Source organism: Paenibacillus cisolokensis, assembly GCF_050481165.1.
Taxonomy (GTDB): Bacteria; Bacillota; Bacilli; order Paenibacillales; family Paenibacillaceae; genus Paenibacillus_AH; species Paenibacillus_AH cisolokensis.
The window spans coordinates 17,446-32,563 of sequence record NZ_JBCNFP010000090.1 but is presented as its reverse complement, the minus strand read 5'-3'; the positions used below and the strand labels follow the sequence as shown (position 1 = coordinate 32,563).

The following is a 15,118-nucleotide window of genomic DNA, read 5'->3' as shown; positions in this document are numbered from 1 at the left end:
CTTCGTAACGAACGGCCGCGGTTAACGCCCGATCCGTTCCGCGACAACCTCGACAGCCCGTTGCAGCTGCGTGTCGTAGCGCTCGTCCCGTATCCGCTCGATTACTTTCAATTCAAGCGCGGTCGCGGTCCGATCGTCGACTTGCCCGGTTGCCGGAAGGCCGGAATCCCGCTGGAACCGGATGACCGCCTCCTCCGTTTCATCGCTGAAATAGCCGTCCTTCCGTCCCGGCTCATAACCGGTCCCGTCAAGCATCACTTGCAAGCTCCTGACGTTCTGGCCGATCGCTTCCTTCTTCAAAACGGCGGAACGTGACAATCTCGGCACCGTATATATCGCCGGCGGCTTCGCTTCGACATCCGGCTTGATGCCTTTCTCGTGAATCCAGTTTCCCTTGGGAGTCAGCCACTTGGCGACCGTCATCTTGATCAGACTTCCGTCGCCGGTCACCTTGTCGTAGCTCACCTGAACCGTACCTTTGCCGAACGTCGTTTCGCCGACAATAACCGCGCCTCCGGCTTCGCCGAGCGCGCCTGCCAGCACTTCGGATGCGCTCGCGCTTCCTTTGTTCACCAGCACGGCTACCGGATACGGCTTGCCGCTTCCTTTCGACACCGTCATCTCCCGCTTGCCGCTCCGGTCTTCCACCATGACGATCGGCTTGCCTTCCGGCACGAACGGCTGCGCGACGGAAACGACGACCGGCAATACGCCGCCGGGATTGTTGCGCACGTCGATCACGAGCCCTTTCATTCCCCGGCTTTCCAGACTTTCCAGTTCTTCGGCGAAACGTTCGCCGGTATGGAGCGAAAACTGGCGGATCTCGATGACGCCAATGCCGTCCGGACGCAGCTTGGCGAAGACGGTCTCGACATCGATTTCATCCCGCACAAGCTCCAGCTCGATCGGCTGCGGCACCCCATCCCGCATAATTTGCAGCTTGGCTTTCGTTCCTTTCGGACCGCGGATTTTGGCAACAGCATCGCTAAGCTGCACGCCGGCAAGCTTCTCGCCGTTGACCGACACGATAACGTCCTTTGCCAATAGCCCCGCCTTCTCGGCCGGCGAGCCTTTAATCGCCGATACGATGACCACCTTGCCGTTCTCCATCGTCACTTCCGCACCGATTCCGGTAAAAGACCCAACGACTTCCTCGGAAAAATGCTTTGCCGTATCTTTCTCCATATATACGGAGTACGGATCGTCCAGCGCGCCCATCATCCCGTTGATCGCCCCGTCCACGAGCTTGTTCCGGTCGACGTCCCGGTAAAATTTGCTTTCGATCAGCGATACGACGGCATTAAGCTTATTCATTTCCTCGCCGCTCAATCCTGACTGCCCCGCTTGCACGGCCGGCGCCGTGCCGGATTGAAGCGCTGCGGACGGAATACCGTACAACCCTTCGGTTACCGTCAGCGTCACCAGCACCGATGCGACCATCGTCAGCAAGACGAACGCCGCGACGGTGCGTCCTTTGAACTGCACAAGCTTCACCACCTTCGATATGACCGGACTTGAGACTTTCCTAGTATATGACAAGCCGCAGCCATTTATTTGCAGGCGGTGCCGGACCGATTGTTCCGAGGCGCAGAAGGCGGCTCCTTACTGTAAATAGGGGGTGGGATTGACCGGCTCTTCATTGATCCGCACTTCAAAATGCAAATGCGGACCCGTCGCGGTGCCCGTCATGCCGACTTCGGCAATTTTCTGCCCGCGCTTGACCGAATCGCCCTGCTGAACTTCGATTCCGCCGTTGCGGATATGCGCATACAGCGTCCACATCCCGCCGCCGTGATCGATAATGACCGCGTTGCCGTAACCGCTCATCTTCTGGGCGACGATGACCGTCCCCGACTCGGCCGCATAAATGCTCGTCCCTTCGGGCGCCGCCAAATCGATCCCTGCATGGTGTTTGCGCTGGCCGGTAACCGGATGAATTCTGGTACCGAAATCCGAACTGAGCCGGTACCCTGAAGCAATCGGGACGGCGAGCGCCCCGCCCCCCAGCGACTTGACCGCAGCGGAGCCGGAATTTTGGGCCGCGCGCGCCGCTCTTGCCGCCGCTTCGCGCGCCCGACGCTCTTCCTCCTCGCGTCGGCGAATATCTTTCTTCTCTTTCTCCAGCTCCGACACCTGACGAGCCAGCTTGATCAACTGCTCCTCCTGCTCCTTGCTGAATTCGCTCAGGTTATCGATCTTTTGGCTGTAAGTGGCCAGCAGCACTTGACGCTGTTCCTCTTTATCCGCGAGCAACATCTGATAGTCTTTGAGCTTGCCGTATAAATTTTCGACATTGGCAAGCTGCACTTCCATTTCGGCTTTCTTCTGAACGATCAACTCCCGGTCTCTTTTATGTTCGTCCAGAATTTCCCGGTCTTGCGACAAAATCGACTTAAGCGCATCGAATCGGTCGACAAAATCGCTGAAGCTTGTCGAACTGAGCAGAACGTCCATATAGGACACGAAACCGTTCATATACATGAGGCGCATCCGGGATTGCAGCAGCTCGTCGCGCAGCTTCACCCGTTTTTCCGCTTCCTCGAGCTCTTGGCCCGTCTTATACAGTGCCGCCTCCGCTTCGATCAACTGGTCCTGGACGGCGCTCATCCGCGAATCGACCTTGTCGATCTCCAGCATCAGATTTTGCAGGCTGGCTTCCGTATCGTCCTTGCGGTGGATGAGCGTTTGCATGTACCCTTCCCATTTGTTCTTGCTGGTGGAAATCGCGTTCATATCGTTTCGGATCTTTTCCAGTTGCTTGTCGATCTTCTCGATCTGCGATGAAGCCTGGCTGTCCGCCGGCTGCAGCATGATGACCGCCAGTACGGCGACCGCCAGAAAGGCAAGCCTTCTTCTCACTCCATGACCACCTACACTTTCAGATACTTTCGCACCGACAAGGTGCTTCCCCAAATACCGAGCAGCGTGCCAAGACCGATGAGCAGCAAAGCGACCTTCCAGCCGGCATCCTCGAACGAGACAAGCTTGATCATCATCAGCCCCAGCTCCATCTGCGACGCCTGAACCAGCTTCGCATAGCCGCTCAGCAAAATAACCGTCGTCAGCACCGAACCGCAAATGCCGATCAGCGCTCCCTCGATAAAAAACGGCCAGCGAATAAACGAATTCGTCGCGCCGACCAGCTTCATAATGCCGATTTCCCGGCGTCTTGCGACGATCGTCATCTTGATCGTGTTGGAAATCAGAAACATGGCCGTTACGCCCAGCCCCAGCACGATGACAAGACCGATATTGCGGATCGCGTTCGTAATTTTGAACAGCGTCTCAACCGTCCCTTGTCCGTACCTGACGCTCATGATCGGTTGCGTGTTATCTTCCTTGTTGAGCGCTTCGATCTTCTCAGCCGCGTAGGCGATCGATTGGGGATCGAGCACCTCGACGGTGAACGAATCGGGGAGCGGATTGCTTTCCTCGTCGTAGCCTTCCAGCAGGTCGCTGTTCTCCTCGCCCAAATTTTTGCGCAGCAGCTCGAGACCTTCTTCCTTGGAGACGAATACGACATTTTTCATTTCGGGCAGCTTCCTGATTTTGTTCTCCAATTCGTCCTGCTTGGCCTGATCGACATCCAGCTGCAAAAATACGCGAATTTCTACCCGGCTTTCGATCTGATCGGCAAGACTGTTGACATTCATCGTCAAAAGCAGAAAAACCCCGAGGATGAACAGCGAAATGACGATCGAGCTCATCGAGGCAAACGACATCCACCCATTGCGGACGACATTTTTCGCCCCTTCCCGGAAATGGCGCAGAAGGGTCCTAAGTTTCATACCCGTACTCCCCTCTTACCTCATCCCGTGCGATGATGCCGTTTTCGATCGCAATGACGCGCTTGCGGGCCGAATTGACGATTTCCCGGTTATGGGTCGCCATGACGATCGTCGAACCGCGAAAGTTGATTTCCTCGAGCAAGCCCATAATTTCCCATGATGTGTCGGGGTCCAGATTGCCGGTCGGTTCGTCCGCCACGATGACGGTCGGATTGTTGACGATCGCGCGGGCGATCGCTACGCGCTGCTGCTCGCCCCCGGACAACTGAGCCGGCAAGCTGGCATGCTTGTCCTTCAAGCCGACAAGTTCAAGCACCTCCATCGTCCGTTTGCGCATAATGCGGCGCGGCGCTTCGATAACTTCCATCGCAAACGCGACATTCTCGTAAACGGTCAGCTTGGGCAGCAGGCGGAAATCCTGAAAAATGACGCCGATATTGCGGCGCACGTACGGAATTTTCCGAGGCTTGAGCTTTCCGATATTAAAGCCGTTGACGGATATTTGTCCTTTGGTCGGCACTTCCTCGCGGTAGATCAGCTTCATAAACGTGGATTTTCCGGCTCCCGACGGCCCGACGAGATATACGAATTCGTTGCGGTCTATACGAACGGATACGCCGCGAAGCGCGTGCGTACCATCGGGGTAAGTCTTCCAGATGTCCTGCATCTCAATCACAATATCACATCCTGTAAAATATCAGCATAATTGATTTCGACAGCAACAGATGAAATCCTCTTGCGATTAAAGGATTTTCACATATTTCGTTTCGTTCCGCGAAGGAACGCGCGCATTCGACGAATAAATCGCGCCCTTCGGACGACAGACGGTCGCGCTTGGCGGGGCTTGGGCCGTCTTGTGTCGAAACGCCGCGATTCCATTCCGCCTGTCAGCCCTTCTTCCGCCTGTCAGCCGGCCGTTTTTAAGCTTCTTCCCGGCAAGCCGGTCACATATATTGGTGAAAGACCGACGACGACTCTTGCGGGGTGATCGCTTGTTGAAGCAACTGCATATGCTGTGGATCGTTTTGTTTTCCCTGCTGCTGCTTGCCGCCGCCGGCTGGGGAGGACTCGCGCTGTACGCCGATCAGCCGGTGCTGCCGGCAAATACGACGGTGGGCGAGCTGAACATCGGCGGCATGCCGATCGACGACGCACTTGCGGCGCTGCATGCGCTTCAGAAGGCGGCGGAGGAGGAATGGCAGGGCGAAATCGCCGTTGAGGATGAAGAAGCGAAGCGTTGGACGATCAAGGAGCTCAAACTGGCCGCCGAGCTTGAGACGGTACGGACGGCGCTGCTGCGGCTCAGGGAAGGAAGCGTCTGGGAGCGCGCAAAATACCGTTACCGGTTTCCGCGCTCGTTCGAGCTGTCATTCAGTTTCCGGCGGGATTTGTTCGAGAAATCGTTTAAAGGCGAATGGGGATGGACGGCGAAAAGCGAGGAAACGGCGACGCCGGCAAAAGCCGGAGCCCAAACGCCCGAAAAAACCGAAGTCCCTTCGAAGGGCGAATAAACGAAAGAAAAAAGCCGCGCTCTCCCAACGCAAGTCGTTCGAAGAATGCGGCTTTTTCGAGCCGGGCGCCAGTCGCCTATAAGACGAATAATTGGCGGGTTATCCGCGATTCGTTCCCACTCATCGCTAGCGGGTTACCAGCGGCAGCGTTCCGGGGCGCTCATGGCAGCCCAATGCGACCGTTGCGCCAGGCGGACATGATGGCACAGTCATGTCGCCTATGCGGGCCAGATGTCAGCGGCTGTCACGGGTCCGTTCGGCGACCCAGGCGGCCGTCTGTTCAATCTCCTTCTCGGCGCGGCCGATCGCGTCGGCCACTTGCGTTCTGGCGGTTCCGCCATAGACGTTGCGGGCGTCGACGACCCGCTCCGGCTGCAGCACGCTGTAAATGCGGTCGTCGAACAGCTCGGAAAACTGCTTGAACTCGTCCAGCGTCAAGTCGAGCAAATATTTGTTGTGCTGAATGCAGTACAGCACCGTCTTGCCGATCACTTCGTGCGCCTGGCGGAACGGCATTCCTTTGCCGACGAGGAAGTCGGCGATGTCCGTCGCGTTCGAGAAGTCCTGATTGACGGCCTGGCGCATCCGCTCCTTGTTCACTTTCATCGTTTCGATCATCGGCGCGAACAGCTGCAGCGCCCCCTGCAGCGTGCGGACCGTATCGAACATGCCTTCCTTGTCTTCCTGCATATCCTTGTTGTAAGCGAGCGGCAGCGACTTGAGCACCGTCAACAGTCCCATCAGATGGCCGTATACGCGGCCCGTCTTGCCCCGCACCAGCTCCGGCACATCCGGATTTTTCTTCTGCGGCATAATGCTGCTGCCGGTACAGAAGGCGTCGTCGAGCTCGATAAACCGGAACTCCGTGCTCGACCAGAGCACCAGCTCCTCCGACAGTCGGGACAGATGCATCATAATGATCGACGCGGCGGACAGAAATTCAAGGATGAAATCGCGGTCGCTGACGGCGTCCAGACTGTTCTCGTATATCCGTTCGAAGCCGAGCTGCTGCGCCACGTAATGGCGATCGATCGGGAACGTCGTTCCCGCCAATGCGCCTGCGCCGAGCGGCAGCGTATTGATCCGCTTGTAGCTGTCCTGCAGGCGCTCGATGTCTCTGCCGAACATCGACACATATGCCATCAGATGATGCGCGAACAAAATCGGCTGCGCCCGCTGCAAATGCGTGTAACCGGGCACGATCGTATCCAGATTGCGCTTCGCCTGTCCGATCAGCGCCGACTGCAGCTTCTGCAGCAAATCGACGAATTCGACGACCCGCTTGCGCAAATAAAGATGCATATCCGTCGCCACCTGATCGTTCCGGCTGCGGCCGGTATGCAGCTTGCCGCCGACCGGGCCGATATCTTCGATCAGCGTCTTCTCGATATTCATATGGATGTCTTCGTCCGCCACGGAAAACTCGATCTCGCCGCGGCGGATTCGCTGGAGCGTCCGGTGCAGCCCTTCCTTGATCTTTTCGACGTCTTCCTGCGGCAGTATCCCCTGCTTGCCGAGCATGGAGACGTGCGCCAGACTCCCCTGTATATCCTCTTCGGCCAATTCCTTGTCGAACATAATGGAGGCCGTATATTCTTCCACCAGTTGGTCGGTTTTTTTCGTAAACCGGCCGCCCCACAGCTTGCTCACGTTTTCTTTCACTCCTTCATCCCCGCTGAACAGTCTGTCCGCCCTGTCCGCGACAAGGCGAAGGCGCACAAAGCATCGAACGGGAAAAATGGTCGCCTTGGCGCCAAGGAGCCCCGGCTCGGTTCGCCGGGGCCTGATTTCAGACGGTGAATTACCGATTCTTGCTTTGCTCGACTCCGGCCGACACTTTCAGCCGGAGCGCATGGAGCCGGATAAAGCCGGTCGCGTCGCCTTGATCGTAAGCCTTCGAAGGATCGGCCTCCATCGTGGCGATATCGGGATTGTACAGGCTGACCGGACTTTTGACGCCCGCGCCGATCACGTTGCCTTTATACAGCTTGAGGCGAACGACGCCCGTCACGTTCTTCTGGCTCTCGGTTACGAGCGCCTGCAGCGCCAGACGCTCCGGCGCAAACCAGAATCCGTTGTACACGAGTTGGCTGTATTTCGCAATCAGCGAGTCGCGCAAGTGCATGACCTCGCGATCCATCGTGAGCGACTCCATTTTGCGGTGAGCGACAAATAGAATGGTGCCGCCGGGCGTCTCGTATACGCCGCGGCTCTTCATGCCGACGAAGCGGTTCTCCACCATATCGACGCGGCCGATGCCGTGTTTGCCGCCCAGCTCGTTCAGCTTCTCCATGACGCCGAGCGGATGGAGCCGCTCGCCGTTGACCGCCACGCAGTTCCCTTTCTCGAACTCGAGTTCCACATACTCCGGCTGATCAGGCGCATCCTCCGGCGATACGCTCAAAATATACATGTCCTTGTTGGATTCGGCGCTGGCATCGAACCATGGGTCCTCCAGCAGGCCGCTCTCGAAGCTGATGTGCAGCAGATTGCGGTCCATCGAGTAGGGCTTCGCCGCGGTTGCCTGAACGGGAATGCCATGCTTCTCGGCATAAGCGATCATCTCCGCGCGTCCCGGGAATTGCTCGCGGAATGCCTCGATGCGCCACGGCGCGATAACGGCAATATCCGGCGCCAGAGCGGCGGCGGCCAATTCGAAACGCACCTGGTCGTTGCCTTTGCCGGTTGCGCCGTGCGCGATCGCCGTCGCTCCCTCGGCGCGGGCGATCTCCACCATCCGCTTCGCAATCAGCGGGCGGGCGATCGAGGTGCCGAGCAAATATTGCCCTTCATAGAGAGCTCCCGCCTGAAACATCGGAAAGATGAAGTCCCGTGCGAACTCTTCGCGCAGATCGTCGATATACACCTTGGAAGCGCCGGTCGCGAGCGCCTTCTCCTCAAGCCCTTCCAGTTCTTCCTTCTGTCCGATGTCAGCGGTAAACGCGATTATTTCCGCGTCGTACGTTTCCTTCAGCCATTTCAGAATGACCGACGTATCCAGACCGCCCGAATAGGCCAGCACAATTTTGTCTTTCGCCATAAGCTCTTTCTCCTCCGTCTTACATGATCGCGGCCATGATCGCCTTCTGCGCATGCAGCCGGTTCTCCGCCTGATCGAAAATAATGGAATTCGGCCCGTCGATAACGCTCTCGCTGACTTCCTCCCCGCGGTGCGCCGGCAAGCAGTGCATGAACAGATAATCTTTCTTCGCGTACCGGACAAGCTCGTCGTTTACCTGATAATTCGCAAAAGCGATCTCGCGTTCCTTCTGCTCCGCCTCGAAGCCCATGCTCGCCCATACGTCGGTATAGACGATATCCGCGTCGGCGATCGCCTCTTTCGGGTCGCGGCAGACATGGATATGGGCGCCGGTAGCGGCGGCGTTCTCCCGCGCTTGCTGGATGATGGATTCGTCCGGCTCGTAGCCTTCGGGCGTCGCCACCGACATATGCACGCCAAGCTTGGCCGCGCCCATCAGCAGCGAATGCACCATATTGTTGCCGTCGCCGATATAGGCCATTTTCAGCCCTTCCAGCCTTCCTTTATGCTCCAGAATCGTCTGGTAATCCGCCAGCGCCTGGCATGGATGCGACTGGTCGCTCAAGCCGTTGATGACCGGAATCGTCGCCGCGCGCGCCAGCTCGATCACCGTCCGGTGCGCATAGGTGCGGATCATGATGCCGTCCAGATAGCGCGACAGCGTCTGCGCCGTATCGCCGATCGTCTCGCCGCGGCCGATCTGCAGGTCGTTGCGGCTCAGGAACAGCGCCTGACCGCCCAACTGGTACATGCCGACCTCGAACGAAACACGGGTGCGGGTCGACGATTTCTCGAAAATCATGCCGAGCGTTTTGCCTTTCAGCAGATGATGGGGTTCGCCGGCCTTCTGTTTGCGCTTCAGTTCGATAGCCTTATCGATCAGATACCGTATCTCTTCCGGCCGGTAATCGGCCAAGGCCAGAAAATCGCGTCCTTTCAGGCTGGCCGCAATGTCATCCTTCACCAAATCTTGCATATTGCGCAATTCCCTCCTTCGGCTGGGGATTCTTCTCGTAATATTCTCCGAAAACACCTTTTATACTTGAGCCGTCCTGCCGGCAAAAAGGTTCGCCAGAATGCCGACCGCCTGATCGATCTCCTCGCGCGTTACGAGCAGGTTCGGCAGCAGACGCAACACATTCGGTCCCGCCGTGACAACGAGCAGCCCCTGTGTCTGCGCCTCCCTCACCAATTCGGCTACCGGCTGTACGCAGTCGATGCCGACAATCAGCCCCATGCCGCGGATCTCCTTCACAAGCGGATGACCGGCCAGTTTCTCCCGCAGCCGCTCCATCAGATAGCTTCCCATCTCCGCGGCGCGCTCCGGCACGCGCTCCTCCACCATCGTCTCCACCGTCGCCTTGACGGCGGCGGAGGCAAGCGGCGTGCCGCCGAACGTCGACGCGTGGCTGCCGGGCGGGAACGCTTCGCGCAGCTTCTCCTTGGCCAGCATGGCCCCGACCGGGAAGCCGCTGCCAAGACCTTTGGCCACGGTGAAAATATCCGGCTCGATCCCGTAGTGCTCATGCGCGAACAGCTTGCCGGTCCGTCCCATGCCGGTCTGCACCTCGTCGAGAATGAGCAGCAGACCGCGCTTGTCGCACAGCTCCCGCACAGCGCGCATAAACGCCGGATCGACAGGATGGATGCCGCCTTCGGCAAGCACCGGCTCCAGCATGACGGCGGCCGTCTTGTCGCTCACCGCCGCTTCCAGGCCGGCCATGTCGTGCAGCTCCACATACTTGAAACCGTCCGGCAGCGGCAGGAAGCCGTCCTTGACCTTGTCCTGCCCCGTCGCCGTCAACGTCGCCAAAGTACGGCCGTGGAACGATTGAACAAACGTCACGATTTCATAACGCCCGTTGCCCAGCACCTTCTGATGGTATCTTCTCGCCAGTTTGATGGCCGCCTCGTTTGCTTCCGCCCCCGAATTGCAGAAAAATACGGCATCGGCGCACGTATGGTCCGTCAGCGCCTTGGCCGCTTCCTCCTGCTTCGGAATGCGGAACAGGTTCGACACATGCCACAGCTGGTCCAACTGGTCGATCAGCGCCCGCTTGATCTTGTCCGGGGCGTGACCCAGGTTGGCGACCGCCAGGCCGCTCATGAAATCCAGATATTTGTTGCCTTGATCGTCCCATACCCAGCTTCCCTTTCCTTTGACAAGGGCGATCGGAAAGCGGGCGTATGTCGGAAACAGCGACTGTTCGCTCATATTCCGTTCCACCTTTCTCCTCAGACTTCAGTCTGCACGATGCGCGTACCGACGCCGCCTTCGAGAACCGCGCGGCGCAGAACGCCGGGGGCGCCGCCTTTGACGATGACGACTTCGCGCACCCGTCCCTGTATGCATTGAATGGCGGCGCGCACTTTCGGGATCATCCCGCCATAGATTTCACCGTTCTCGATCATCGCCTCGATATCCACCACGGTGACAGACGGCAGCACCCGCTGCTCGCCGTCCACCGTCTTCAGAATGCCGGGCACATCCGTGACGACTATCATCCGTTCCACGCCGAGATGCGAGGCGACGGCTCCCGCTGCGGTATCCGCATTGATATTGTAGCGCTGCCCGGCATCATCGATGCCGATCGGCGCGATGACCGGAATATAACCCATTGCCATGATCCCTTCGACAATGGCCGCGTTCACGTCCGTCACGTCGCCGACGAAGCCGATCTCCGCGCTGTTCGCAACCGGGCGGGCGCCGATCAGCTTGCCGTCCACGCCCGACAGGCCAAGCGCCCTGGCGCCGCTTTGCTGGATGCGGCGCACAATTTCCTTGTTGATGCGGCCGGCCAGCACCATCTCCACAACATCCAGCACGGCATCGCTCGTCTTGCGCAAACCGTTCACAAATTCCGTCTCGATGCCGAGCTTTGCCAACGTTTCCGATATGGCCGGGCCGCCTCCGTGCACGATAACCGGGCGGACGCCCGACTGCTGCAAGTCCCTTAGCTCCGCAAAGAATGAGTCCGGCAAGGCGGCCAACGTGCTGCCGCCGCATTTCATCACAAACCGTTGTTCCATCTGACCGTTTCCCCTTTTCTTCCCGCGCGCCGATCAGGTGCGGTAAGCGGCGTTAATGCGCACGTAATCGTACGTCAGATCGCAGCCCCAAGCGATCGCCTCGCCCGCGCCCATGTTCAGATTGACGGCGATGACGATCGTGTCGCCCTTCAAGTACGCGAGCGCCGCCTCCTCGTCGAACGGAATCGGACGCGACCGTTCGAGCGTAACAATATCGCCGATCCGAATATCGACCGCATCGGGGTCGATCGGCACGCCCGCGCGTCCCGCCGCCGCGATAATCCGGCCCCAGTTGGCGTCCGCACCGAATACGGCCGACTTGACAAGCGACGAGCCGACGATCGTCTTCGCGACGGCCCGCGCCGCGGCCTCGTCCGCCGCGCCGCTTACCCGCACCTCGATCAGCTTGGTCGCGCCTTCGCCGTCGCGGGCGATCGCCTTCGCCAACGTTTCGCAAATAAAACGGAACGCTGCGGCGAATTGCGCCCACTGCGGGTGGTCCTCCGTCAGCTCGCGGTTGCCCGCCAGGCCGCTGGCCATCGCTACAAGCATATCGTTCGTGCTCGTATCGCCGTCGACCGTAATCATGTTGAAGGTCCGATCCGTCGTCGTCCGCAGCAGGCGCTGCAGCGCTTCGGAACCGATCGCCGCATCCGTCGTGACGAAGCCGAGCATCGTCGCCATATTCGGATGAATCATGCCGGAGCCTTTGGCCGCGCCGGCCACATGGACGGTCCGGCCGTCGATTTCCAGCTTGACGCACCCTGTCTTCTCGACCAGGTCCGTCGTCAGTATCGCTTGTGAGAAGGCGTCCGCACCGGCACGGTCGGCCGACAGCGCAGCCGGAAGCTTCGCGATGCCGTCCAGCACGCGGTCCATCCGAAGCGGTTCCCCGATGACGCCGGTGGACGCCACCGCGATATCGCCGGCCGCCAGTCCCGCGGCTGCGGCGAACGAAGCTCGCATCTGGAACGCATCCTCTTCTCCCCGCTTGCCGGTACAAGCATTGGCATTGCCGCTATTGACAAGCACGGCGCGCAGGCGCCCGTCCCCGAGGCTGTCGCGCGTAACCTTGAGCGGCGCCGCCTGAACGAGATTCGTCGTATAGACGGCGGCCGCGGCCGCCGGCACTTCGCACACGATCGCGCCAAGATCGTGTCGGGTCGTCTTCTTCAATCCGCAGTGCAGTCCTCCGGCCCTGAATCCTTGCGGTGTTGTAATCGAACCGTCCGGCACGACGGTATACGGTGCAGCAGTCCCCTGTACCATCTGAATCGTTTCTCCTTCGCCATGAATATAGACGTGCCGCGCTCGGCCGGCAAACTTCCGGACCGCCGCCGCTTCGATCGGCCTTGTATCTTACGGATAGGCCGGAATAAAATTCAGGCCGAGCGTTTCGTCCCAGCCCATGGACAGGTTCAGGTTCTGAATGGCCTGGCCGGCCGCTCCCTTGACCAGATTGTCGATCACCGAAACGATCGTCACTCTGCCGGTCCGTTCGTCGACCGCGAACCCGATATCGCAATAATTCGAGCCCCATACTTCCTTCGTCGCCGGCAGGACGCCTTCCGGACGGACCCGGACGAAGCGCCGCCCCTCGTAATAACGGCGGTACAGCTCGATGAAATCTGCGGTCTTCAGCCCTTCCCGTACCGTCGCGTACATCGTGCTCATAATACCGCGAGTCATCGGCACAAGATGCGTCGTAAAGGTCGTCACGACCGGACGGCCGGCCGTATCGGACAGCACCTGCTCGATTTCCGGAATATGCTGATGCTTGTTCACTTTATAAGCTTTGAAGTTTTCGTTCAGTTCCGAATAATGAGTGCCGAGACTCGCGCCGCGCCCGGCTCCGGATACGCCCGACTTGGCATCGATAATAATTGTCGCCGGGTCGATATAGCCTTCAGCTACCGCAGGCAGCAGACCGAGCAGCGTCGCCGTCGGATAACAGCCCGGATTGGAAATGAGACGGGCTCCCCGCACCCTGTCTCCGTAAATTTCGGCCAGGCCGTATACCGCTTCGGCCAAATACCGCGCGTCGGCCGGTTCCTTCTTGTACCATTCGCGGTAAACCTCCGCCGAGCGAAGCCGGTAATCGCCGGACAAATCGATAACGTTCAAACCCTTCTTCAGCAGTTCCGGCGCCAGCTTTGCCGCTACGCCCGCCGGCGTAGCCGTAAACACGACGTCGGCCTTGGCCCGGATCGCCGCCGCGTCGACGCCGTCCAGCGTGTCGGCGCGAATGTCGGTTAAATGCGGATAGCCCTCCGCAATCGAGGAGCCGGCGCTGGACGACGATACGACCGACGTCACTTCGGCGTTCGGATGCGACGCCAACAGACGAATCAGCTCGACGCCTCCGTAGCCGGTCGAGCCGATAATCGCCACCTTCACCTTGGAACTCATGGGTCCGTCTCTCCTATCTTATATTCCTAACTATCTAATTGTACATGATCCGAATGACAGTGGAAATACCCGCCGGTTTTCGTATTATTATACACTCGCATTAATATAAATACAATGCTCGAATGTCTGGTAAATCAAAAAGAGTTCCACACCTGTCGATCGAATCGATCAAGTGTCGGAACTCTTTGTCCGGCCGTTTGTTCCGGTTGCCGCCGCATGGCGCGGCGCCTATTCCTTCCGGATCTGGCTGCGCAAGTAAGCGTCGATGAACAGGTCCAGATCGCCGTCCATCACCGCGCCGACGTTGCCCGTTTCCACGGAGGTCCGATGATCCTTCACCATGCTGTACGGATGGAACACATAAGAGCGGATCTGGCTTCCCCAGGCAATGTCCTGCTGCTCTCCGCGAATTTCCGCCAGCTCGCGCTGCTGTTCCTCGATCTTCCGCTCGTACAGCTTGGAACGCAGCATGTTCATGGCCCGTTCCCGGTTTTGAATCTGGGAACGCTCCGTCTGGCAGGCCACAACGATGCCCGTCGGAATATGCGTAATCCGGATCGCCGACTCCGTCTTGTTGACGTGCTGGCCGCCCGCGCCGCTGGAACGGTACGTATCGATTTTCAGGTCTTCGGGACGAATCTCGATCTCGATGCTGTCGTCGATTTCCGGCACGACGTCGCAGGATACGAACGAGGTATGACGGCGTCCGGAAGCATCGAACGGGGAAATCCGCACCAGCCGATGCACGCCCTTCTCGGCTTTCAGATAACCGTAGGCGTTGTACCCTTTAATCAGAAGGGAGACGCTCTTGATGCCGGCCTCGTCGCCCGGAAGATAGTCGAGCACTTCGACCTTGAAGCCCCGCTTCTCCGCCCAGCGCGTATACATTCGGTAGAGCATCTGGGCCCAGTCCTGGGATTCGGTGCCGCCCGCGCCGGGATGCAGCTCCAGGATGGCGTTGAGCTTGTCGTACGGCTGGTTGAGCAGCAGCTGCAGCTCGAATTCGCCGACCTTCCGGACAAGCTCCGCAACGCCTTGCGCAAGCTCCTCCTCCAGCGATTCGTCGCCTTCCTCTTCCGCCAGCTCCAGCATCGCCTGCAGGTCCTCCTGTTCGGCGACCAGCTTCTCGTATTGCTCGACGACGGACTTGATGCCGTTCAGCTCGGAAATCAGGCTCTGCGCCCGCTCGTTGTCGTCCCAAAAATCGGGCGCGGACATTTTTACTTCATAGTTCGCGATCATTTCACGCTTCAGATCTAAGTCAAAGAGACCCCCTGAGATCTTGGAGCCGCTTAGCCATTTCGCGCAAATCTTGCTTTACCGCAACGTCGATCATAGCT

Annotated in this window: 13 protein-coding genes; 1 reads left to right on the top strand and 12 read right to left on the bottom strand. The window is 58.9% G+C overall.

Features of this window, described 5'->3' with window-relative positions; translation table 11 throughout:
• Positions 1–21: 21 nt before the first annotated feature.
• From ABEV74_RS14895 to ftsE, 4 genes are all read right to left on the bottom strand, one after another.
• Positions 22–1,485: a S41 family peptidase gene (locus ABEV74_RS14895; protein WP_213530544.1), complete on the bottom strand. Its 1,464-nt coding sequence runs from the start codon at positions 1,483–1,485 to the stop codon at positions 22–24.
• 117 nt (positions 1,486–1,602) lie between these two features.
• The gene (locus ABEV74_RS14890; protein ID WP_430147031.1) at positions 1,603–2,859 is read right to left on the bottom strand and encodes a murein hydrolase activator EnvC family protein; all 1,257 of its coding nucleotides are present in this window, start codon (positions 2,857–2,859) and stop codon (positions 1,603–1,605) included.
• A gap of 11 nt (positions 2,860–2,870) precedes the next feature.
• Positions 2,871–3,788 (bottom strand): permease-like cell division protein FtsX, encoded by a 918-nt coding sequence (ftsX, locus tag ABEV74_RS14885; protein ID WP_430147028.1) that lies wholly within the window; start codon positions 3,786–3,788, stop codon positions 2,871–2,873.
• Positions 3,778–4,464, bottom strand: a complete 687-nt coding sequence (gene ftsE / locus ABEV74_RS14880) for a cell division ATP-binding protein FtsE (protein WP_213530542.1) — start codon at positions 4,462–4,464, stop codon at positions 3,778–3,780. Before ftsE ends, ftsX begins: the two co-directional genes overlap by 11 nt.
• Before the next feature lie 319 nt (positions 4,465–4,783).
• Here ftsE and ABEV74_RS14875 point away from each other — a divergent pair, with 319 nt between their 5' ends.
• Positions 4,784–5,299: a hypothetical protein gene (locus ABEV74_RS14875; RefSeq protein WP_430147025.1), complete on the top strand. Its 516-nt coding sequence runs from the start codon at positions 4,784–4,786 to the stop codon at positions 5,297–5,299.
• 234 nt (positions 5,300–5,533) lie between these two features.
• Here the strand turns inward: ABEV74_RS14875 and argH are convergent, their stop codons facing one another.
• The 8 genes from argH to prfB all read right to left on the bottom strand — a co-directional run bounded on the left by argH (position 5,534) and on the right by prfB (position 15,114).
• The gene (gene argH / locus ABEV74_RS14870; protein WP_430147022.1) at positions 5,534–6,949 is read right to left on the bottom strand and encodes an argininosuccinate lyase; all 1,416 of its coding nucleotides are present in this window, start codon (positions 6,947–6,949) and stop codon (positions 5,534–5,536) included.
• A gap of 151 nt (positions 6,950–7,100) precedes the next feature.
• Positions 7,101–8,339: an argininosuccinate synthase gene (locus ABEV74_RS14865; protein WP_062490401.1), complete on the bottom strand. Its 1,239-nt coding sequence runs from the start codon at positions 8,337–8,339 to the stop codon at positions 7,101–7,103.
• A 19-nt stretch (positions 8,340–8,358) separates the two neighbouring features.
• On the bottom strand, positions 8,359–9,315 hold the full coding sequence (gene argF, locus ABEV74_RS14860) for an ornithine carbamoyltransferase (RefSeq protein WP_062490394.1): 957 nt from the start codon (positions 9,313–9,315) through the stop codon (positions 8,359–8,361).
• A 60-nt stretch (positions 9,316–9,375) separates the two neighbouring features.
• Entirely contained in the window at positions 9,376–10,554 is a 1,179-nt protein-coding gene (gene argD, locus ABEV74_RS14855; RefSeq protein ID WP_213530538.1) for an acetylornithine transaminase, read from the bottom strand.
• Positions 10,555–10,574: 20 nt separating this feature from the next.
• A complete protein-coding gene (gene argB, locus ABEV74_RS14850) occupies positions 10,575–11,369 on the bottom strand; it encodes an acetylglutamate kinase (protein WP_430147018.1) in 795 nt (264 codons plus the stop codon).
• Positions 11,370–11,402: 33 nt separating this feature from the next.
• The gene (argJ, locus tag ABEV74_RS14845) at positions 11,403–12,638 is read right to left on the bottom strand and encodes a bifunctional glutamate N-acetyltransferase/amino-acid acetyltransferase ArgJ (protein ID WP_062490383.1); all 1,236 of its coding nucleotides are present in this window, start codon (positions 12,636–12,638) and stop codon (positions 11,403–11,405) included.
• 90 nt (positions 12,639–12,728) lie between these two features.
• Positions 12,729–13,778 (bottom strand): N-acetyl-gamma-glutamyl-phosphate reductase, encoded by a 1,050-nt coding sequence (gene argC, locus ABEV74_RS14840; protein WP_430147015.1) that lies wholly within the window; start codon positions 13,776–13,778, stop codon positions 12,729–12,731.
• Between the two features lie 228 nt (positions 13,779–14,006).
• A protein-coding gene (gene prfB / locus ABEV74_RS14835) for a peptide chain release factor 2 (RefSeq protein WP_145977134.1) occupies positions 14,007–15,114 on the bottom strand; the annotation gives its coding sequence in 2 pieces (ribosomal slippage) (positions 14,007–15,041 and positions 15,043–15,114; 1,107 coding nt in all).
• Positions 15,115–15,118: the final 4 nt, after the last annotated feature.